13 protein-coding genes are annotated in these 21,719 nt (G+C 61.3%); 5 read left to right on the forward strand and 8 right to left on the reverse strand.

Annotation, left to right across the window (positions count from 1 at the left end; all coding sequences use genetic code 11):
- Window positions 1-57 precede the first annotated feature (57 nt).
- Window positions 58-729, reverse strand: a complete 672-nt coding sequence (locus DTQ13_RS03660) for an HAD family phosphatase (RefSeq protein WP_052348991.1) — start codon at window positions 727-729, stop codon at window positions 58-60.
- A 281-nt stretch (window positions 730-1,010) separates the two neighbouring features.
- Between DTQ13_RS03660 and DTQ13_RS03665 the strand changes: the two genes are divergently transcribed.
- On the forward strand, window positions 1,011-1,793 hold the full coding sequence (locus tag DTQ13_RS03665; RefSeq protein ID WP_081562378.1) for a DUF421 domain-containing protein: 783 nt from the start codon (window positions 1,011-1,013) through the stop codon (window positions 1,791-1,793).
- On the opposite strand, the gene DTQ13_RS03670 is transcribed toward DTQ13_RS03665, so the two are convergent.
- The gene (locus DTQ13_RS03670) at window positions 1,794-2,447 is read right to left on the reverse strand and encodes a hypothetical protein (RefSeq protein WP_219811875.1); all 654 of its coding nucleotides are present in this window, start codon (window positions 2,445-2,447) and stop codon (window positions 1,794-1,796) included.
- 84 nt (window positions 2,448-2,531) lie between these two features.
- Window positions 2,532-3,098: a single-stranded DNA-binding protein gene (gene ssb, locus DTQ13_RS03675; protein ID WP_043558983.1), complete on the reverse strand. Its 567-nt coding sequence runs from the start codon at window positions 3,096-3,098 to the stop codon at window positions 2,532-2,534.
- Between the two features lie 137 nt (window positions 3,099-3,235).
- On the opposite strand from ssb, the gene uvrA reads away from it, so the two are divergent.
- The 4 genes from uvrA (at window position 3,236) to DTQ13_RS03695 (ending at window position 9,497) form a co-directional block, all read left to right on the forward strand.
- Entirely contained in the window at window positions 3,236-6,172 is a 2,937-nt protein-coding gene (uvrA, locus tag DTQ13_RS03680; protein WP_248461134.1) for an excinuclease ABC subunit UvrA, read from the forward strand.
- A 14-nt stretch (window positions 6,173-6,186) separates the two neighbouring features.
- Window positions 6,187-6,525 carry a multidrug efflux SMR transporter gene (locus DTQ13_RS03685; RefSeq protein WP_043558985.1) on the forward strand — a complete coding sequence of 113 codons (339 nt, stop codon included), beginning with the start codon at window positions 6,187-6,189 and terminating at the stop codon, window positions 6,523-6,525.
- Window positions 6,526-6,528: 3 nt separating this feature from the next.
- Window positions 6,529-7,077, forward strand: a complete 549-nt coding sequence (locus DTQ13_RS03690) for a DUF2946 family protein (protein WP_248461136.1) — start codon at window positions 6,529-6,531, stop codon at window positions 7,075-7,077.
- A 239-nt stretch (window positions 7,078-7,316) separates the two neighbouring features.
- Complete coding sequence (locus tag DTQ13_RS03695; protein WP_408902123.1) at window positions 7,317-9,497, forward strand: TonB-dependent receptor; 2,181 nt, start codon at window positions 7,317-7,319, stop codon at window positions 9,495-9,497.
- A gap of 68 nt (window positions 9,498-9,565) precedes the next feature.
- Here the strand turns inward: DTQ13_RS03695 and DTQ13_RS03700 are convergent, their stop codons facing one another.
- The 5 genes from DTQ13_RS03700 to DTQ13_RS03720 all read right to left on the reverse strand — a co-directional run bounded on the left by DTQ13_RS03700 (window position 9,566) and on the right by DTQ13_RS03720 (window position 21,709).
- Window positions 9,566-10,510, reverse strand: a complete 945-nt coding sequence (locus tag DTQ13_RS03700; RefSeq protein ID WP_043558988.1) for a rhodanese-related sulfurtransferase — start codon at window positions 10,508-10,510, stop codon at window positions 9,566-9,568.
- Between the two features lie 109 nt (window positions 10,511-10,619).
- Entirely contained in the window at window positions 10,620-12,140 is a 1,521-nt protein-coding gene (locus tag DTQ13_RS03705) for an autotransporter strand-loop-strand O-heptosyltransferase (RefSeq protein WP_192848714.1), read from the reverse strand.
- On the reverse strand, window positions 12,137-13,306 hold the full coding sequence (locus tag DTQ13_RS03710) for an autotransporter strand-loop-strand O-heptosyltransferase (RefSeq protein ID WP_248461141.1): 1,170 nt from the start codon (window positions 13,304-13,306) through the stop codon (window positions 12,137-12,139). The genes DTQ13_RS03705 and DTQ13_RS03710 overlap by 4 nt, the downstream gene beginning before the upstream one ends.
- A gap of 70 nt (window positions 13,307-13,376) precedes the next feature.
- A complete protein-coding gene (locus DTQ13_RS03715) occupies window positions 13,377-15,200 on the reverse strand; it encodes an AMP-binding protein (RefSeq protein WP_248461143.1) in 1,824 nt (607 codons plus the stop codon).
- Entirely contained in the window at window positions 15,197-21,709 is a 6,513-nt protein-coding gene (locus DTQ13_RS03720) for a type I polyketide synthase (RefSeq protein WP_248461144.1), read from the reverse strand. The genes DTQ13_RS03715 and DTQ13_RS03720 overlap by 4 nt, the downstream gene beginning before the upstream one ends.
- Window positions 21,710-21,719: the final 10 nt, after the last annotated feature.

Here is a 21,719-nt window from a genome sequence, read left to right on the forward strand (position 1 = left end):
GGATCATGAACAAAACGGGCGGGAGCGTGGCTCCGGCCTCCAGCAGGCAAGGATGTCTCAGCCCTTGCGATGCTCTTCCTGTGCAGCGATGATTTTCTTGAGCAGCGGCACGAACTCATCAAGATGGGCAATACGCAGCAGGCCCGGCCAGGACGGGGCAGGCTTGTCAAGGTCACGCAGCAGCACGCAGGCCATACCGGCACGGCGGGCAGCCTCGACCCCGGCATCCGAATCTTCCAGCACCAGGCAATGCGCCGGATCAACCCCTTCCTGCTTCGCCCCGTGCAGGTAGATATCCGGGCGAGGCTTGGGCATGTTCAGGTCACGGCCGGAATGGATGCGCTCTTCCTTCAGAATCTTGTCCAACCCTGTGCTGGAAAATTTGGCCTCCATCTCTGCCTCGGAAGAGTTGGAGCCAACACGGATCGGCAGGCGAATCTCGTTGACGACATCACGCAGCATCTTCGTGGCACCGGGCACTTCCTTCGCCTTCTTCCGCATCATCTCCACAATGCGGTCCTGCATGATCATGTCCCAGTTGTCCGGGAGCTTGTCACCTGTCTTCTCGGCGATCATCTCACCAATCTTGGCCAGCTCACCACCACCGAAGAGCTTGTTGCCTTCTTCATCGCTGATGTCCCAGCCATGGCTGCGGGCATCTTCGGACATGAGCGCTGTGGAGAGATGCTCCCCCCCTACCAGCACGCCGTCACAGTCAAAAAGGATCATATCAAGGCGCCCCGTGGGCAGCACCGCAGCAGGGGCCTGATCGGGGATCGGAAAATTCGTGTGCTTGCTCATGAATACTCCTTGTTTGCCTGACCTGATTCGGTCTCCGAAAAATTCGATGTCTGTTCTGTTTCCTCAAGGGTAACAGGCAGGAAAAAGATCGCAACATCTTGAAAAGATATTAATGCCCCTTATAGCCTTGCATACAAAGGTGCATCTCCCTTACACGGCAGCAGGGGGACACCCGCTGCCCCCTCTTCCCCATAGCAAGGTTCTCCCCGATGCTTCACCAACTCTTTCCGAATCTGGCTCTCAACATCTGGATGTTCCTGAAGCTGGTCACCGGCTTCGCCATCATCATTGCTTATCTCAACATCTCTGGCCGCAGCCAGGTCTCCCAGATGAACGCCATCGACCTCGTCGGCAACTTCATCCTCGGCGGACTCGTTGGCGGCGTCCTTTATACGACCAACATATCCTTCCATGAATATGTCATCGCCCTGCTCATCGGGGTTGGTATCCTACTCACCCTGACACGCTTCTGCAGAAAAATCAACATGTTCAGAAACGTGACCATCGGCAGGCAGATTCCGATCATCAAGGATGGCCGCTTCCTCATGGAGAACATCCGTGACAAGAACAACAAGATCGACATGCTCAACATTGCCTCCCAGCTCAACATCCAGGGTATTTATTCCTTTGATGATGTTTACTTTGCCCAGATCGAGCCGAGCGGCGCCATTACTGCCATCACGGACAAGAAAAAACTCCCTGCACTGATCGTCTATTATGACGGGGTTGTCCGTGCTGATGACCTTGAAGATGTTGGCCTCTCCGAAGAAGCCCTTATGGAAGACATGAAAAAGCGGAACATCGAAAAACTGGAGGACATCTTCCTGGCAGAGATCAAGGATGGCCAGTTCCGTTACGTGCTCATGGATGGTAACGTCATCCCGCACACACGGCATGATGACCGGGATGGTGCACCAAAAAAGGCTCCTCACAGCCCCGGTGCGGCAGCGGCCCTGGCCAACGGCCTGACAAGCCCGCAGAAGGGCGGCTGATCAAAACAGCCAGTCCCAGAAATTTTCCCACCAGCCGCCCTTGAGCCTGTCCCGACAGGCATCATACTGCTGCTGATACTGCCGGGCACGGTGGCCCACCTTGCGGGCCACCGTCACCAGCCAGCCCTTGCTGGCGTAAGTCCGGCGACGATACCCCGTCCATCCCTCATGATAAGCCAGATACTGCCTCGTGGCATCCGTGACGGGGATGCCATCCACCTTCCGGCTGTTGGTGATATACCAGTTCATGAAATTGAGAGCGTCGGCATAATCTGTCCGGCTGCCACCGGCGCCAGTCTGCCGCTGGTAATCACGCCATATCTCGTTCTTGGCCTGGGCATAGCCGTAAGCCGTACTGATATGCCCCCACGGAATGATCCAGAGTATGTAGGTCCGTCTGGTCCGTGCATTGGCCCGGAAACTTGATTCCTGATTCATGATGGCCATGGGAACGGAAGCAGGAATGTGCCATTTGGCCTCCTGCCGCATGGCTGTGTGATACCAGCTGCGTTTTTCCTGAAAAATGTCGCAGATATTATTGGGATGCTGCGGGGGCGTTGCCGCACACCCAGCCAACAGGCCTCCCGCCGCAACCAGCACGGCACCAGCCTGCACCCGCCACCTTACGGCACGCCTGCTCCCCGTTCCGCCCATGTCCCACCCGTTCCCTGCCTGCTGCCTGCCTGTCCTGCACGACCCGATGGCACCCACCGGACCGTGCCTCATGAAAGGACAGGGTCAGAACGGAATCTCGTCATCCAGTGCCTGATCACCCTGCCCGGAAGAACTGTCCCAGCCAGCACCGCCACCGAAGTTGCCACCCTGCTGACCACGACCACCGGCACCGCCACGGCCCGCCGGAGCGGACCCGCCACCAGCCCAGTTGCTGCCGCCATCACCATAACCACCGTCATAACCATCATCACCATAGCCGCCGCCGTCACCACCGCCACGCTGGCTGTCCAGCAGGACAAGATTGCCACGGAAGCGATCGATCACAACCTCGGTCGTGTATTTCTCCACGCCCTGCTGGTCCGTCCACTTGCGGGTACGCAGCTCGCCTTCGATATAAACCTTGCGGCCCTTGCGCAGATAACGTTCCGCCACATCACCGACACGCTCGTTGAAAATGACGACACGGTGCCATTCCGTACGGTCACGCCGCTCTCCTGTATTGCGGTCGTTCCACGTATCGCTGGTAGCGATAGCCAGATTGACGATCTTGCTGCCGGACTGGGTGTTCCGGACCTCCGGGTCACGCCCGAGATTTCCCACCAGAATGACCTTGTTTACGCTACCTGCCATGCGTTTTTTCCACTTCTCTCAAGAACTTTTCATTGCCACGGTTCGATTCTGGCACCGTGTACCCATATTGCCTATATTGCACAGATGGACCGCCCGTGCATCCATACCTGCCACAAAGGCCGTAATGAGGACATAGCGTGACAGACACAGCCCGCCCTGCCAGCACAAGCCACATCATCGTCCGTGGTGCCCGTACGCACAACCTGCGGAACGTCAACGTCACCATCCCCCGGGACAGGCTGACCGTGCTGACGGGCCTTTCCGGCTCCGGCAAGTCCTCCCTCGCCTTCGACACCATCTATGCCGAAGGGCAACGTCGCTATGTGGAGAGCCTCTCCGCCTATGCCCGCCAGTTTCTGGAACTGATGGGCAAGCCGGATGTTGATTCCATCGAGGGCCTCTCCCCGGCCATTTCCATTGAGCAGAAAACAACCTCCCGCAATCCACGCTCGACGGTCGGCACGATCACCGAAATTCACGACTACATGCGCCTGCTCTGGGCACGGGCGGGTATTCCCTACTCCCCGGCTACCGGCCTGCCCATCGAGGCCCAGAGCATCAGCCAGATGGTGGACCGTGTGATGGCCATGCCCACCGGCACACGGCTCATGCTGCTGGCCCCGGTCGTGCGGGACCGCAAGGGCGACTGTGCGAAGGAACTGGCCGAGCTGACCCGCCGTGGCTTCGCCCGTGTACGCATTGATGGCACGCTCTACGAGATCGGCGACGCCCCGAAGCTGAACCGCAAGACACGCCACAACGTGGATGTCGTGGTGGACCGTGTGGTGCTGAAGGACGGTGTGGAAACCCGGCTGGCCGACAGTTTTGAAACCGCCCTGGACCTCTCGGACGGCCTGGCCTCTGTCGAGGAAGTCCTCCGCAGCGGGGAAGACCGTGAGCCGCTGAAGGCTTCCTTCTCCTCACGCTATTCCTGCCCGGAATCCGGCTTCATGCTGGAAAGTGTGGAACCCCGCCTCTTCTCCTTCAACGCCCCGATGGGAGCCTGCCCGACCTGTGACGGGCTGGGTACGGAAACGCATTTCGACCCCAACCTCATCATCCCCGATGACAGCCTGACCCTGCGGGAAGGCGCCATTGCCCCGTGGCGGAATGAGCAGGACCCGCTCTTTGACCAGACCCTCGCCGCCCTGGCCCGCCATTGCGAGGAAACGCTGGACACCCCATGGAACAGGCTGAAGGACAGTTCACGCCAGTTCCTCCTGCATGGCGGGCCGGAAGCCGTCAGCATCCCCTATCAGGATGGCAAGGGGAAGACACACACCATCCACCGGCCTTTCGAAGGCATCATCAGCCATCTGCAACGCCGTCTGGCGCAGAGCAGCAGCGTCCATGTCCGGGAGGCCCTGGGCCGGTACCAGTCCGCCATGCCCTGCCCGGCCTGTCACGGTGCCCGCCTGCGGCCGGAAGCCCTCTGCGTGAAGGTCAATGACAGCAACATTGCCGAGGCCTCTGACCTGACCATCAGCGAGGCCCTTGCCTGGTTCAGCACCGTGGAGGCCAGCCTGACACCCCAGCGGGCCGAGATCGCCCGGCGCATCCTCAAGGAAATCACCGAGCGGCTGCATTTCCTCGACCGTGTGGGGCTGGACTATCTCACCCTCTCCCGCAGTTCCGGCACGCTCTCCGGCGGGGAGAGCCAGCGCATCCGGCTGGCTTCGCAGATCGGCTCCGGCCTGACGGGCGTCCTCTACGTGCTGGATGAGCCCTCCATCGGGCTGCACCAGCGGGACAATGCCCGCCTGCTCACCATGCTGGAGCGGCTGAGGAATCTCGGCAATACCGTCCTTGTCGTGGAACATGACGAGGATGCCATCCGGCAGGCGGACTACCTCATCGACATGGGGCCGGGAGCCGGAACACAGGGCGGGCACGTCATCGCCTGCGGCACGCCGGAAGAGGTCGCCCAGAATCCCGACAGTCTGACGGGCGCATGGCTGGCTGGCCGCCGGGGCATCCCCGTCCCCGCCACCCGCCGCAAGAGCAGACGCTGGGTGAGCATCCACGGGGCAAAGGGAAACAACCTCAAGAATGTCAGCGTGAAGTTCCCGCTCGGCACCTTCATCGCCGTGACGGGAGTTTCCGGCAGCGGCAAGTCCACGCTCATCACCGACACCTTCTACAAGGGGCTGGCCCGGCAGATCATGAAGTCCGCTGCCGTCCCCCTCCCTTATGGACGGCTGGAAGGCACCGAGCAGCTCGACAAGATCATCGAGATCGACCAGTCCCCCATCGGGCGGACACCCCGCTCCAACCCCGCCACCTATACGGACCTCTTCGCCCCCATCCGGGACTGGTTCGCCGAACTGCCGGAGGCCAAGGCACGGGGCTACAAGCCGGGACGTTTCTCCTTCAACGTCAAGGGAGGGCGCTGCGAGGCCTGCCAGGGTGACGGCGTGCTGAAGATCGAGATGCACTTCCTGCCGGATGTGTTCGTCACCTGCGATACCTGCAAAGGGGCCCGCTACAACCGGGAAACGCTGGAGATCAAGTTCAAGGGCAAATCCATTGCCGACGTTCTGGCCATGACAGTGGACGAGGCCGTGCCGTTCTTCAGTGCCGTGCCCCGCATTGCGGACCGTCTCTCCATCCTCCAGCAGGTGGGGCTGGGCTATGTAGCCCTCGGCCAGCAGGCCACCACCCTCTCCGGTGGTGAGGCCCAGCGTGTGAAGCTCGCCAAGGAACTTGCCCGCCGTGCCACGGGCCGGACCCTCTACGTGCTGGATGAACCCACCACCGGCCTGCATACCGAAGACGTCCACAAGCTGCTGAATGTCCTTCATGCCCTTGTGGAACAGGGCAATACGGTGCTGGTCATCGAGCACAACCTTGATCTCATCAAGACGGCGGACTGGGTGATCGATATCGGGCCGGAAGGCGGTGCAGGCGGTGGGCAGGTTGTCGCCACCGGCACGCCGGAAGACATTGCCGCCTGCAAGAAAAGCCATACCGGGCAGTTCCTCGCCCCCATGCTGGCCGCCGGGAAAAAAGACCCGGCACCAGCCACGCCGCAGCAGGGTACCGGCAGGGAAGGTGGCAGAAAAAAGAAATCCTGATATAGGATGTCGCCATGACGCCTTTTCTTGCCTGGCTCTTCCTGTTCGGGGCCATCCTGCTGGAGGTTCTGGCAACCAGCCTGCTCAACATCTCCAACGGGTTCCGCAGGCCCCTGCCCACCATCGGCTCGCTCCTGCTCTATGGAGCGGCCTTCTTCTGTCTGGCACAGGCCCTCAAATGCGTCCCTCTTGGCATCGCCTATGCCGTCTGGTGCGGGGTGGGGATCGTCTGCATCGTCCTCATCGGCGTGACCATCTTCCGTCAGCCCCTGTCCCTGACGGCCTATCTGGGCGTGGGGCTGATCATGCTGGGCACGCTGCTGGCCTGTCTCTCCGGTGGAGTCCGGCACTGACCCATGAAGGCTCTCTCCACCCACGGCCTGATGACCTCTGCCCTGTTCCGCTGGACGCCGCTGCGCCTCCTCATGGTACTGGTCATGCTGCTGGGATTCGGGGCACAGACCCTTCTCACGGCCGCCAGCCTGCCCGATGAAAGCCCCCGGGCCGCCATCCTGCGGCTGACAGGCATCGACATCGCCCCCCACCAGCCAGAGGCTGAACCTGCCGCCATCATGCCGGGCATGGATCATGCCACCATGAAGCAGGGTGCGGAGCCACAGGCGCACTGCCATCCCCACAGCCCGACAGCACCATCAGCTCCCCTGCTGATGGACCATCATCATTCTGGCGGGCACCACCATCACGGGCTGGACTGTCCCCTCTGCCCCCTGCTGGGCCATGTCCTGCTCGCACTGACCGTCCTTGCCGTCCTGCTGAGCTGCACCCGGCTAGCCCGCCAGATATGGCAGGCGGTTCCTCCCGCACAGGCACCGCCAGAACCGACCCGCCAGCGGCCACCGAGCCGTGGGCCACCCGTCACCATCCTGAGCCACGCATCCGCCTGACCGGCCCGGCCTGAAGAAGGCTGCGTGTCGGCCTTTCCGCATGTTTTCTTCAGAATGGATGACTCTTGTCTATTTTTCCCCGTTGCACGGGTGGACGTATCGTGCGTCCGGCCCTGACCACCCTGTTTCTGGGAGGTGTGATCCTGCCAGCCGGACAGGCCACCGCCCAGACCCTGCCAGCCTCCGGCTCTTCCCTCCCCGGCCATGGGACCACGACCAGCCCCCCGGACAGGCCGCAGATGTCGCCCATCCGGCAGGTCCCCACCTCCCTGAAGCCTGGCCAGGCCCCAGCCTCCTCCAGCAACCGACCGGCTGAAGAGATCAGCGTCACAGCCATCCGGCGCCCCTTCACGCAGGCAGCCGACACGGCGGCCCTGTTCCGGGACGTACCGGGTTACAGCAGCTACAGAACAGGTGGCATCGCCAGCCTGCCCGTTCTCAACGGCATGGCGGATGACCGGGTCGCCACATTCGTGGACGGAATGCCCCTGATGGCGGACTGCCCCAACCACATGAATCCTGCCCTCTCGCAGATCAGCCTTGATGAAGTGTCCCACAGCGTGGCCATTGCCGGGATCACGCCTGTCAGCCTCGGCGGAGACAGCACGGGGGGCACCATCTCCGTGGAACGGAAAGACCCGCAGTTCGCCCGGGAAGGCAACATCCTCGTGACAGGCGATGGAAGAGAAGACTGGCGCAGCAATGGCGGCGGCTCCGGTGCCGGTGGTTCCATCACGGTTGCCAATGACATGCTCAGCCTGCGCTACAGCGGCTCCTACACCCATGCCAGCGATTACACCGCCGGAGGGCGTGGCGGACGGGTTCTCTCCAGCAGCTATCTCAGCTTCAATCATGATGTGACGGCGGGCCTGAAACTGAAGAACCATCTCTTCAGCCTGACATTCGGACAACAGGACACGCCCTACGAGGGTTTCCCCAACCAGTACATGGACGAGACCAACAACCGCTCCACCTTCGTGAACGGCAAATATGTGGGCACCTTCGGCTGGGGGACGCTGGAGGCCCGGGGCTACTGGCAGCGTGTGACCCATGCCATGAACATGCTGGCCGACAAGGGCGGCCACAGCGCCACGACCGGCATGCCCATGAACAGCGATGGCCGGACAGCAGGCTACAGTCTGGTCGCCACCATGCCGCTTGGGCGACGCCATCAGCTCAAGATCGGCAGTGCCTTCAGTCATGATGGCCTCAATGACTGGTGGCCGCCCGTCATGGGCAGCATGATGATGGGGCCGGGCACGTTCCACAGCCTGAACGGTGCCCATCGGGACCATCTTGGCCATTTCATCCAGTGGAATGCCCAATGGACGCCCCGCCTCTCCACCGAACTCGGCATGCGCAGCGACGTCATCATGATGAATACCGGCCCGGTCTCTCCCTATCAGGGCCTCTCCCCCATGAATGACACGGGAATGGGCAGCATGGGCATGGGAGGAATATCTGGCATGAACATGATGAGCATGGGCCACATGTCGGATATGGGCATGTCCGGCATGGGTATGTCTGGCATGAACATGGGCAGCACCAATCAGGCGGCCGCACGTGCCTTCAACAGTGCCCGCCGGGGCCGCACGGATGACAATTTCGATGTCACAGCCTTGGTGCGCTACAAGGCCAGTGCCTATCTGAACATTGAGGGCGGCTATGCCCGCAAGACACGCTCCCCCAACCTGTATGAACGCTATGGCTGGAGCCGGGACAGCATGACGGCCCGGATGATCAACTGGTTTGGTGATGGCAACGGCTATGTCGGCAACCTGAACCTGAAACCTGAAGTCGCCAACACCACCAGCGTGACATTCCGCTTCCACGATGCGGATGACCACCAGTGGGAGGCCATGATCCAGCCTTTCTACACCTACACGCACAATTACATGAACGTCGTGCGCATCGGTGCCCTGTCACGGGGTTTCAACCTGCTCCAGTTCGCCAACCACAATGCCCAGAGCTACGGCATCAACGCCTCTGGCCGGACGACCCTGTGGGACAATACACACTGGGGCACGGGGGAACTCTCCGCCACTCTGAACTGGGTGCGGGGGCAGGACTTCAAGACCCATTCGGGACTGTACCAGCAGATGCCGCTCAACGGGACCATCCGCCTGCATGAGCATTTCGGCCCGTGGCACGGCATGGCGGAAGTCGTGCTTGTCAAAGCCAAACATACGGTGGACTGGGTCCGCAACGAGCCCCGGACACCCGGCTATGCGCTGTTCAATCTCGGAGCCGGGTATCACTGGTCCCGCTATCTTCAGCTGGATGTGAGCCTCGACAACCTGCTGAACCAGCGTTACGCCCTGCCGCTGGGGGGCCGGGCCGTCAGCACGGCGGGCAGCCCTCCCGGGGCTGTTCTGGGCATGGGCCGGTCCGTCAACCTGACCCTGCGGGAACATTTCTGAACAAGATGGAGGCGTCACCCCGTTTCGGGGGACGCCTTTTCCACGGCAGACCGGGGCTGAAAAGCCGGTCAGCCCTGCGCCTCATCCCCCAGATGGGCCTGTCCCCGTTCTGCCGCCAGCTGCGCCTGACGCTGGCGTTCACGGTAACGCTGCCGCTGGGCATCCGTTCTCTGCCCGTAACAATGCGGGCAGCTCACGCCTTCCTCATACTGGGGCGACTCCTTGTCTTCCGCACTGATGGGCGCACGGCAGGCATGGCAGAGGTCATACCTGCCCAGTTTCAGCCCATGCCCGACCGACACACGCTGGTCGAACACGAAACATTCGCCATCCCACAGGCTTTCTTCCTCCGGAATCTCTTCCAGATATTTCAGGATGCCGCCTTTCAGATGGTACACATCCTCCACCCCTTCCTGCCGGGCAAAGGCGGTAGATTTTTCGCACCGTATGCCCCCCGTGCAGAACATGGCGATCTTCGGTGTGCGGCCCTGTGCCTCCACCTCTTTCCGCCAGTTGCGGAACCACTCCGGGAAGGCACGGAATGTCTTCAGGTTCGGGTCCACGGCACCCCGGAAGGTGCCGATGGCCACCTCATAGTCGTTGCGTGTGTCCATCACGACCGTATCAGGGTCAGAGATCAGGGCATTCCAGTCCTTCGGCTCGACATAACGGCCAACGCAGACATGGGGGTCAATGTCCGGCTGCCCCATCGTGACGATCTCTTTCTTCAGCCGCACTTTCATCCGCAGGAAGGGCATCGTCTTCGCCCGGGACTTCTTGTAATCGAACCCGGCACAGCCCGGCAGGCTGTCGATGTAGGCCAGTACGGCATCGATGCCTGCATCAGGCCCGGCGATCGTGCCATTGATGCCCTCACGGGCCAGCAGCAGGCTGCCTTTCACGCCCTCCTTCTGGCACAGCTCCAGAAGGGGCTGGCGCAGGGACTTGTGATCCTCAAACGCCGTGAAATGATAGAGGGCGGCCACGCAGACCGGCAGGGATGTATCTGTCATCAGTCAACCATTCTCGCAAAGAAGGAACCTGACCGCCCTTCTAGCAGGCTGACCAGCAGATGGCACCCTCCGGCAGACAGGAGATGCTGCCGGCCCGCCGCTGGAAGGCTCAAAGCTCCCAGTACACCTCATGCCTGTGCTCGTAATGCAGATTTCCCTTCACCATGGCGATCCGTTCTGCATCATCAGGCCAGGGTTCCCCGGCGGCCACAGCCGGTGGCACATAGCCATGATCCCTGCACAGCTTCTTGATGACGGACAGTACATACGATGTGCTGATGTTGCGTGTACATTCAAACGCCTTGTCCGTCCCTTTGTGCCGGGGGCAGAACAGATGATCATCATGCTGGAAGGGCGTCCGGATATCGTGCCAGCAACTGTTGCAGCCATGGTTGCTGAACACCCGGTACGGCGTATGGAACTCGTTGATCGGGTCCGTAAAACCACTGATCATGATGACAGGCGTACCGGTAGCCCAGGCCAGCCATGACAGGCCGGAGGACAGACCGACAAAAAACTCGGCATGTTTCAGCCAGCGGGCCCGTTCTGCCAGCGGGCGCTCCCCTGTTTCATCCTCCACGCCATTGGGTATGTGGTTCCAGGTAATATTGTGCCCGACCACCGGGTCCTTGTCGATACAGATGACCCGATACCCCATCCTCTTCAGATACTGGACCGTATCCAGCCACCCGAATGGATTCTGCCACATCTTGCAGGCACAGGAAGCCTGCACGGCCACCACGACATAAGGCTCCTCGATCGGGCGGGTATCAGCCTTCTCGATGACCACCTTCGGGCGAATCTCTGTTGGATCCACGCCAAGAATCCACCCCGCTGTCCTGTGCAGGCCAACGGCACGGAAGTCCCGCGGCTGCCAGGCCTGTTCCACATCATGAAAGAACAGCCCGATGTAATAGGTGGCGTAGAATTCGTCCTTCACATCCGCAAATTCCTCTTCCTTCAGGAAGCGGACATGCGGATAGGCCGGCCCCATGAGGTCGATGATCACCTCACTGGTCACGATGGTCATTTCACAGTCATGATCACGCCCGAACCGGTCGGCATAAGGGACCCAGCCCAGCGGATCCCCCAGAGTGCCTGTCGGCATGAGGACAGCGACCTTCTTGCCCCGTGCATCATATTCGTGCGTCCAGACAAGCGTTTCACCATCGAACAGTTCGATCAGCACGTTCATGAAATACTTTTTGCGGGAGGAAACATATTCCCCACCAACCTTGCCGTCATACAGGCAGGTATCCGTATCCATGTCCCAGAAACGCAGCCGCCACTGCTCACCCTCCGGCACCTTCACCCGGACGCCGAAGTTGAAATCATACCGAAGGCCGTGGTCACCTCCCTGCGTCGGCTCCATGGCAGGCGCAGGAAAAGGCAGATGGGGCAGCCTCTCGATGCCATCGTCCTTTTCCTTCAACGATCCCGCATCACCTGCCCCGGATAGGACAGATGGCAGCTCCGCAGCGGAAAGAGAGGAGACAACAGACTGTTGTTCCCCCTGCTCCTCCAGGCCAGAACCTGCCGTCTCCTCCGTAAAGGGCAGACGTGATGCCGAGGAAGGGGCCTTGAGAGCGACGATATCCTGAAGAACACGTTCCGTTTTCTTTTCAGTCATTCTGACAGCTCTCCAAAACCCGGAATCCGCTCAATGGCCTTTTTGACCTGCATAAAGGAAATCCCGCGTGAACACTCAAACATCCTCTCCGTGCCTTTATGATGAGGACAGAAGAAAGGATCCTCCGCTTGCAGGTCGATGTTCACATCATTGGCACAACCATTGCAGACATGCCTGTTGATGACACGGTATGGCGTATAAAACTCGTTATATGGCTCTGTATAACCACTGATCATGACCACCCGGGCTCCGGCTGCCCAGGCCAGCCATGACAGACCGGAGGATGTCCCCACAAAAAACTCGGCATGTTTCAGCCAGCGGGCCCGTTCTGTCAGCGGGCGGGGACCTGTTTCGTCCTGAGCACCATAAGGAATGGTCCGCACCGCCGTGACAGGGCCTGCCACACGGTCTTTGTCAATGCAGACCACCTTGTATCCCTTCTCCTTGAGAAAGCGGATCAGATCATACCAGCCACGGGGATTATTCCAGTATTTGCTCAGACCCGAAGCCTGCGCCCCGATGCAGACATAGGGCTCCTCCATCGGGCGCCCGCCCGGATCCACCACAATACGTGGTTTCCTGTCCTGCGGTGGCAGTCCCAGAATGTAAGCCCCCATATGGGAAAGACCCGTCTGCCGATAATCGTTGGGCTGACAGGTGAATTCCCTGTCCCCGAAGAAAACCAGAACCCTATACCGTGCGTAATATTGCCTGTCGCCCACGTCCTCTTCATCAATGAAGCGGATATGGGGATAAGCATCCTCAAAAAGGGAAATCAGAGCCCCGTTCACAAGAAAGCTTGCCCGGCAGCCATGCTCCTCCACAAAGGCGGCGGCCTGTCCTACCCAGGCAATATGGTCTCCCAGCCCGCCCAGCTGCATCACGATGAGCACTTCACGGTCCTTCAGGTCGCAGACATGGGTAAAGACCTCGCTGCCATCCTTGCAGACGGTGATCTCGAACCGGACATAGTAACGCTTGAGGCTCTGCACCATGCCGGACCCGTTGATCTCCTGAAAGAACAGGACAGTATCCGTATCCACATCACGCAGGCTGACCGTCCAGCGGGCCCCCTCCGGCACCCAGACACGACAGCCATCCATGAAATCATACCGGATGCCCTCGGGGCCAACCTGTGTCAGAACGACCCTGTCATTATCACTCATGGCCACACACTCGCATACATGCCTTTCCTTCTCCCCCGGGCGCCTCTCCACCCGTCACCATCATAACCAGTCACAGCGGCGTCTTTCCCCAGGCCAGAATCTCGACCCTCTCCAGGGCCTCCTGACCAAAAAGCTGCTCTGCCACGATGGGCAGACGCCCCGCTGCAAAAGCCCCGGCTGTAGCCGCAAGACGTATCTTGCCACTTGGCGTGCGAAACACGCCGCCCTGCCGCACCAGAACACAGCGCAGCTGCCGGACCGGGCAGACCCGCCCTATGGCCTGGGCCATGTCGGCCAGAAGCCTCTCGTACCCTGCCACCTGCCTTGCCTGTGTCAGGGACAGCTCCCCCATGACGCACAACACGCCCTCATGCCGGAAAACCGCCACACTCCGGCTGGTAAAGACAGGACAGGCCTGCCGGACAGCCTGTGCCAGATCATCCGGGTCATAGCGGTGGTCACCAATAGGGAGGCTGTTCTCCATGCGACCTGTCACGAACAGATGCCCCTTCACAAGAAAGCCTGAATCCCGGCTGCGGAACCAGGTGCGACCATCCGCCCCCGTGACGAAACGTTCCCTGTTTTCCTGCTCCCGGTTCAGATACCCCGGTGTCACGCAGGGGCCACTCAGCCATAGCTCGCCCACCCGACCATCCGGCAGGCTGTCTCCCGTCTCCGGGTCCACAACAAGAACGGCGTGTTCCTCAATCACACGGCCACAATCTGCGAGAACACGCTCGTCATGCTCATCACGGGGCGGGCCGACCCGCCCTTCTGCCAGCCCGGCACGGGAAAACGTGGCAAAAGACACGCCCTCACCGTCCCGGCTGTCACCAGTGATCATGAGGGTTGTCTCAGCCATGCCATAACCCGGCCGCAGAATGGACGGCTTCACCCCGAGCGGCCCATACCGGCTGAAGAACCGCTCCACCGTTCCCCGTTCAATCATCTCCGCACCGATGACGGACTGTGTCCAGCAGGAAAGGTCCAGCCCTTCCAGGGCGGAATCCGGGACATGCCGGGCCAGAAGCTCATAGGCAAAGTTGGGACCGATGGAGAAATTGAGACGGTACCGGTCAATCGCCTGCACCCAGCGCTCCGGACGGGTGATGAAATGCTCCGGTTTCATCAGCCACGTCGTGCCTCCCATCGCCACACCGAACATGAGACTTACCAATCCCATATCGTGCGACAGAGGCAGCCAGACCAGCCCACGCCGGCTGAGCCAGAAGTCACTGCGGATGGCCAGCAGATGCAGGTTCGTCCCCAGATTGCGGTGCGTGACCTTCACACCACGGGGCCGCCCTATGGAGCCGGACGTATATTGCACAAGCGCCGTATCATCCAGGCCTGCCGCATGGCGGCGCTGGAGCGGCTCGGCACTTTCAGCTCCTTCAACGGGAATCCACTTCACCTTGCGGGCACGGCCCGCCGCCTGCCGCCGAAACCCCATCAGGGTCTCCCGTGGCCCCAGAACGGCGACCGCACCGGAATCCTCCAGAATGTCAAACAGGCGGTCCACACTGCCCACCATGCTGGGATACACACCCAGCACAGGCACGGTATTGGCATAAACACAGCCAAAAAACCCCGCCACAACTGCCGCCTCATTCTCAAAACAGAGCAGGACCAGCCCCCGCTCCGGCACGAAACGGCTCACCAGTCCCGCCACCCGGCATGCCCACTCATGCGCCTGCCGGAATGTCAGGGACGCAGCAACCTCCAGCGTCTGGTCCAGTGCAACGCACTGAAGCTCATCAGGCCGCTCCTCCGCCCGGAAGCTCAGCATCTCATCCAGTCTGCTTTCGTACCTGTCCAGTATGCTGAACCCATTGTCGTAATACTCGACCACATAACCGGACTGGCGGACAATATGGCATGTCCAGGGGATCATGCTTCCCCTCCGACGGCCTGTGCCCCTTCCAGAGCAACCGTGCCCCCCTGCTGGGCCATCACTACCGCCTGACGCAGCAGGCTGCGGGCCATTTCGAGAATGGTTTCGTTACGGGCCAGCAGCACGAGGGACACATCCACCCCAAACTCCGACCGGATGGCTGTCTGAAGTTCCACGCCGGCGAGGGAGTCAATCCCCAGCTCGGAAAGGCGGGCACTGTCCTCGATCGTCTCCGGCTCAACCTGCAACACGGAGCCAAGCTGCTGTTTCAGACGGAACAGGACATAATCCAGACGCTCATTTTCCGGCATGCTCATCAGCAGCTGGACCGAGCCCGACATGCCTCCCTTGAGGCTTTCCTGCTGCAACAGCGTAAAGCGTGCCGAAGTTTTCAGCCAGGCCAGCGCCCCGAACACCTGCGCCCAGTTGAGGTCCACCAGAGACACGTCACTGCGGTCCACGCCATAGAGCACCGGCAGATACGCCAGAGAGTCCGCCGCCATCATGGTTCTGATGCCAGCGACATCAAACATGCGACCGGCAGCATCACTCTCGGTCAGCATCCCCACATCCCCAATGGCTCCCCAGCCCACCGCCATGGCGGGCAGCCCCTGCTGGCGCCGGTTTTCAGCCAGGGCATTGAGGTAGCTGTTGGCCGCCATGTAGCTGCTCTGCCCCAGATTGCCGATCTCTGCCGTAAAGGAGGAGTACAGCACGAAATGGTCCAGCTCCAGCCCACGGGTGGCATCATCCAGCGCCTGGGCCCCCAATACCTTGGGTGCCATGACATGGGCGACATTCGCCGCATCCATCCTGCTGAGAAGCTGGTCATCCACCACACCGGCGGCATGGAAGACACCCCGCAGCGGCACATCATCCCGGGCCAGTTTCCTGACCAGACGACGCACAGCCTCCTGATCCGTCACATCCAGACGATGGGTCACCACCGCACCGCCAACACTTTCGGCCAGCTTCTTCAGCATTGCGATGGCCTGTTTACGCTCCGGGTCTTTCGGCAGGGACCGCCCTGCCAGATGCAGCACCCCTGCCCCCTGGGACAGAAGATATTCTGCTGTCTTGAGGCCAAATCCGCCCATGCCACCAGTGATCAGATACGCCCCCCTGCGGCTGAATCCCGGCTGAACCTGCGGCAGCGGGCGGGCCTTGAGGCCGCTCATGTCCTCATAGGAGAGCATGATCTTGCCAATGTGCCGGGATGACATGAGGTAGCGGAAGGCCTCGGACGCTTCTGCGGCCGGGAAGATGCGTGTCTGCGGGAAGGAGAATTTCCCCTGACGGGCCAGCAGCAGGATTTCGTCCATGACGCCATACAGTTTCCTGTGCGGCATCATCCGATCCATGTCGAAGGAGAAATAGGCCAGATTTTCATTGAAAGGCATCAGCTCCAACGCCCGATGCTCCACGATGTCCCGCTTGCCGATCTCCAGAAAACGCCCCATCGGCGCCACGAGCCGCAGGCTGTGGATCATCGCCTCACCGGGCAGGGAATTCAGCACCACGTCGACCCCCCGGCCATTGGTGGCCTCACGGATGCCATCCACGAATTCCAGCGTCCGGGAGTCCCAGACACCCGCACAGCCCTGCTGACGCAGATAATCCCGCTTCTCCTGGCTGCCTGCCGTGCTATAGATCACCGCCTTTTTCAGCTGGGCAATCTGGATGGCGGCCTGCCCCACGCCACCAGCCCCGGCATGGATGAGAACACTCTCCCCTTCCTGGAGCTGGGCCAGGTGGACCAGCGTATAATAGGCTGTCACGAACACCAGCGGCAGACCGGCAATCTGCTCCAGCGAGAACGGCAGGGCCTCTTCCGACAGGGGCAGGGCACAATAGGCCAGTTCACTGGCCTTCACGATGCGGCGGGATGCAAAACTGTCGGGATAGACAAGTGCGAGCATGTCGCCCGGCTTCATGTCCTCAACCCCATCTCCAACCGCCTCGACCTCAACCACACATTCCAGCCCGAGCGCATCGCCGCTGAAGGTCCCTTCCGTCACGCTCTCCGGCAGGAGAGACATGGCTTTCAGCACATCCTTGAAGTTGAGGCTGGCCATGCGGGTACGGAGCCTGACTTCGCCCGGACCCGGCTCCGGCACGGCAAAAGCCTGCCATGTGACACCATCCAGTGTCCCGGACCGGCTGGCCTCGAGGCGGACACCGACGGTACCATCATCCTGTCCCCCCATGATCTGCTCCAGCGGAACAGGCTGGGGATCGGGCTCCAGTGGCGGAGATACCAGCCGCTGGACCATGCGTTCCACCATCTCCCCGGCTGGAGCCGCCCCATGGCCAGCCCCGCCATCAGCCTGACGCAGCCAGACCGTATCCTCCGATGTGTCCTCAAGAACGAGTTCGGCCGCAATATCCTCCAGAAAGGCCTCTGTGCCCTCGGCAGGAACATCAACACACCGTACGGCGAGGTCCAGAACACGCTCAGCAGCAGCACCACGAAACAGACCATGGAAGGCCCGCTGGAGCGCCTGCGCCTGCCCATCCCTGCCATAAGCGCCACGGGTCACGATGATGACCGGCAGGCGCCGCTTGCGTGCCCGTGTCGGCACACGCTGGAACAGCGCCACGCAGGCGGCCATATCATCAAGGCACTGCTGGTAATCATCCCCGCCATGCGGGAACAGCACCAACGCCCGCTGTCTGGCGAGGAACGGTTCCTGATCCAGCTGCTCCGCCAGATCAGCCCCATCCAGACGGGAGCTGACGGTCAGCTCGGCACCATTATCCTCCAGCAGGTCTGCCAATCCGGCTACCAGCCCATCACCTTCACCCAGCAGAGTGATGGCCAGCGGTTCGCTCAGCAACACCTGTCGCTCCGCACTCATCCAGTTTGGCGCATAGACCAGCCGTGCCGCAGATGACGCCTCATGCCCGCCACGGGCCACACGGCGACAGCACAGGCCCATCACCTCGCAGAGCAGCTCACCCTCCGGTGTGAAAAGCCGCAGATCGGCCACGATCTTGCGGGAGGTCCGCAGGGTTGGCGTCACCTTCACATGGGCCCGGGAGACCTTCTGCCCCATATAGCTGATACGCTCGATGGACGCCGGAACGTACACGTCCTTCTGCTCCTCAAACGGGAAAGCCCCGATGAGAGCATGCATGGCACCATCCAGCAGTGCCGGGTGCAGATGATACTCCTCCAGCGTGGCGGCCTGCCCATCCTCAAGGGCAATCTCCGCCACGGAATACCCTTCACCACGATACAGGTGCCGCAGGGTCTGGAAGGTTGGTCCATAATCCAGCCCCATGGCGGCAAAAGCCTCGTAAACCTCTTTCCCTTCAAAATGGGCCGTTCCCGCACACAGGGCTGCGAAATCAAAATTCCTGTTCTTTTCCGATGCTGCACACCATGGAGCCGCCTGAAGGATGGTGGCCTGCCCATGTGTCTGCCAGTCCCCATTCCAGGCCACGGTCTCGCTGTCAAAAACGAGACGGCGGGTCGCCATGTCAAACCGCCACATGACAACCGGTGCCTGCCCCTCCTGCACGACCAGCGGTGTGCTGATCGTGATGTCCTCGATCACGGCCGGAGCTTTGGCCTCCAGCTGGGCATGAGCCGCAAGAGCAGCCTCGACATAAGCAGCCGCCGGGAAGAGCGCCATACCGTGGACCTTGTGGTCCATCAGCCACTCCATGGAGGCCACGCCGATATCAGCCCTCCAGGCACGGCTTTCCAGCAGACTGGGCGCGCCAAGAACGGGGTGGACCTGCGTATCCAGGCGGTCACGGCGGGAGGCCTCGGTCTCCAGCCACATTTTTCCCCCTTCTTCCCACCGGTAGAAGGGCAGCTCCATCCGCTCCGGCCGCAGGACATGTCGCCAGTCCGGCTCTGCCCCGCTGAGTGTCAGGCGGACAAGGGCCCGCAACAGCCCTTCTGCATCATCCTGCATGCGCCGCAATGTCGGAATGACAGCCACCTCGTGACGTCCCTCCCCAGCACAGCCTGTCACGGATGCCCCCAGCACCGGGTGGGCCGCAAGCTCAAGGAAAATGACGTGACCATCATGCAGCAGAGCCCGTATGGCCTCATGGAACAGGACCGGCTCCCGGGCATTGGCGTACCAGTAGGCACCATCATGCAGCGCCCCATCGTCCCACAACCTGCCCGTAACGGTGGAATAGAGCGGAATCGCTGGAGCACTGGGCTGGAGATGGGCCAGGGAGGATAACATCTCTGCCTCGATCGCAGCCATGTCAGGACTGTGATAGGGCACATCCACCTTCAGGAACCGGGCAAACACGCCTTCCCTCTGGCAGTCTGCCTCCAGCACGGCAAGGTCATCACGGGGGCCAGCCACCGTGCAGGACTCACTGCTATTGATGGCAGCCACAGAGAGCCTGCCACCGAAGGCCTCCAGCCGTTCTTCCAGCAGGCTGCGGCCCATGCCGACAGCCAGCATGGTGCCCCGGCCTGCCAACGTCGCCTGAAGGCGGCTGCGGTGATAAATGACTGTCACGGCGTCTTCCAGCGTCAGTGCCCCACTGACATGCGCCGCTGCCACCTCTCCCACGCTATGGCCGACAATGGCGCCCGGCGTTACGCCATGCCGGGCAAAGAAAGCTGCCAGACATATCTGCACAAGGAAAATGGCAGGCTGGGCAACTTCCGTCTCCTGAATACGGGATTTCTGTTCCGGCTTCAGCAGTTCAGCCCGCAGGGACCACCCTGCCATCTTCATGAACAGTTCATCACAGCGCCGGGCCAGCGCACGGACCTCCGGCGGCCCCTTGCGCAGGAGATGACGGCCCATCCCCCACCATTGCGGCCCCATGCCGGAAAAAAGGAAAACCGGTTTTACAGCCTCATCCACAACAGCCTTGCCCGTGAACAGGGCCGGATGGGTCCGCCCTTCGGCCAAAGCCTGCAAGGCCTCACGGGCCTGGGGGATCTCATCCTCTCCCCGGGCCGGGAGGATCACCGCCCGCTGCCGGAACCGTGCCCTGTACCGGGCTGCCGAGAAGCAGAGAGCCTCCCACAGGCCATGCCCGGCCTGCCCACCTTCCAGCCGTTCGGCATACGCTTTGGCCATATAGCCCAGCGAGGGCTCCGCAAACGTACTGAGCAGCAGCGGCACACGCTGCATGAAACCCGCCGGACGAACGCCTTTCAGCCGATGATCCCGCACGGCCCGACGCTGGGCCACCTTCCGCTCCGCCTCGGTCGGGCGGCGCAGCAGGGCCACGGCATTCGTCCCGCCATAACCGAAGGAATTGACAACCGCATACAGCTTTTCCCGCTCAGGCAGAGCCGTGGCCTCTCCCTGCGCCACCTGTACGCGATACTCCTCGAACGGAATGGCAGGGTTCAGCTCCTTCAGGTTCGCCTGTCCGGGCACCATGCCATGTTCCAGACACAGCATGGTCTTGAGAACAGCCACAGCACCAGCTGCCGCTTCCATATGCCCCAGGTTGGCCTTTACCGAGCCAACGAGAATGCTGCTTCCCTCCGGCTGGTACTGCCCGATGGCCCGTGCAATGGCCTTGGCCTCGATCGGATCGCCAACAGGCGTCCCCGTACCGTGTGCCTCGACATAGGCCACATCCCGCGCTGCCACATTCGCCCGACGCAGCACATCCCGGATCAACGCCTCCTGCGCCCCGGCATCCGGCATGGTCAGAACCGGAGTCCGGCCATCCTGGTTCACACCGGAGCTGCACACGACACCCCGTATGTCATCCCCATCCCGCATGGCATCCTTCAGGCGCTTGAGCATGAGGACCACGCAGCCCTCACCACGCCCATAGCCATCCGCATCTGCCGCAAAAGATTTTGACAGGCCATCCTTGGCCAGAAAATGGCCCTTGGTCATGAGCATGGCCGTCTGCGGGATCACCATGAAGTTCACGCCACCTGCCAGAGCCACGTCACACTCACCAAGACGCAGACTGTTGCAGGCCTGATGCATGGCCACCAGCGAGGATGAACAGGCTGTATCCATGGCAATGGCTGGCCCCTGCAGCCCGAACACATGGGCAAGACGGGCCGCATACATGGTCATGCAGGAAGACACCGCCGCAAACTGGTCACGAATCTGCGACTGCATGAAAGGGCTGCCACACTGGACGAGCTGGTCCTGTGTGAAGCTGCCCATGAAAACACCCGTCCTGCTGCCCTCGAGCGTACGGGGAATCACACCGGCATTCTCCATGGCACGCCAGCTCACATCGAGCAGAACACGCTGCTGGATGTCCATCACCATCCCCTCACGGGGAGAAATGCCAAAAAACAGGGGCTCGAACTGATGGTCTTCCGGCCTTACGAAATGACCATACTGCATGGTCGTCTTGCCCGGGGTCTGGTCAACCGGGTCATAGAACCGTCTGCGCCCCCAGCGGTCATCAGGAACAGGCACGCAGCCATCCCGACGCTCCAGCAGAAACTGCCAGAGGGCATCCCTGTCCCCCAGCCCGGCTGGCAGAATACAGCCAACACCAATGATGGCGATTTCATCGGGAGTGTATGTCTGGCTCATGAATGATCTG

Origin of the sequence: Parasaccharibacter sp. TMW 2.1888 (assembly GCF_023167265.1) — a bacterium.
Taxonomy (GTDB): Bacteria; Pseudomonadota; Alphaproteobacteria; order Acetobacterales; family Acetobacteraceae; genus Bombella; species Bombella apis.

Bases quoted from the DNA above. Each gene is read 5' to 3' on its own strand.
- DTQ13_RS03660 (WP_052348991.1), bottom strand. From the start codon at position 729: ATGATCCTTTTTGACTGTGACGGCGTGCTGGTAGGGGGGGAGCATCTC.
- DTQ13_RS03665 (WP_081562378.1), top strand. From the start codon at position 1,011: ATGCTTCACCAACTCTTTCCGAATCTGGCTCTCAACATCTGGATGTTC.
- DTQ13_RS03670 (WP_219811875.1), bottom strand. From the start codon at position 2,447: ATGGGCGGAACGGGGAGCAGGCGTGCCGTAAGGTGGCGGGTGCAGGCT.
- ssb (WP_043558983.1), bottom strand. From the start codon at position 3,098: ATGGCAGGTAGCGTAAACAAGGTCATTCTGGTGGGAAATCTCGGGCGT.
- DTQ13_RS03685 (WP_043558985.1), top strand. From the start codon at position 6,187: ATGACGCCTTTTCTTGCCTGGCTCTTCCTGTTCGGGGCCATCCTGCTG.
- DTQ13_RS03690 (WP_248461136.1), top strand. From the start codon at position 6,529: ATGAAGGCTCTCTCCACCCACGGCCTGATGACCTCTGCCCTGTTCCGC.
- DTQ13_RS03695 (WP_408902123.1), top strand. From the start codon at position 7,317: ATGTCGCCCATCCGGCAGGTCCCCACCTCCCTGAAGCCTGGCCAGGCC.
- DTQ13_RS03700 (WP_043558988.1), bottom strand. From the start codon at position 10,510: ATGACAGATACATCCCTGCCGGTCTGCGTGGCCGCCCTCTATCATTTC.
- DTQ13_RS03705 (WP_192848714.1), bottom strand. From the start codon at position 12,140: ATGACTGAAAAGAAAACGGAACGTGTTCTTCAGGATATCGTCGCTCTC.
- DTQ13_RS03710 (WP_248461141.1), bottom strand. From the start codon at position 13,306: ATGAGTGATAATGACAGGGTCGTTCTGACACAGGTTGGCCCCGAGGGC.
- DTQ13_RS03715 (WP_248461143.1), bottom strand. From the start codon at position 15,200: ATGATCCCCTGGACATGCCATATTGTCCGCCAGTCCGGTTATGTGGTC.
- DTQ13_RS03720 (WP_248461144.1), bottom strand. From the start codon at position 21,709: ATGAGCCAGACATACACTCCCGATGAAATCGCCATCATTGGTGTTGGC.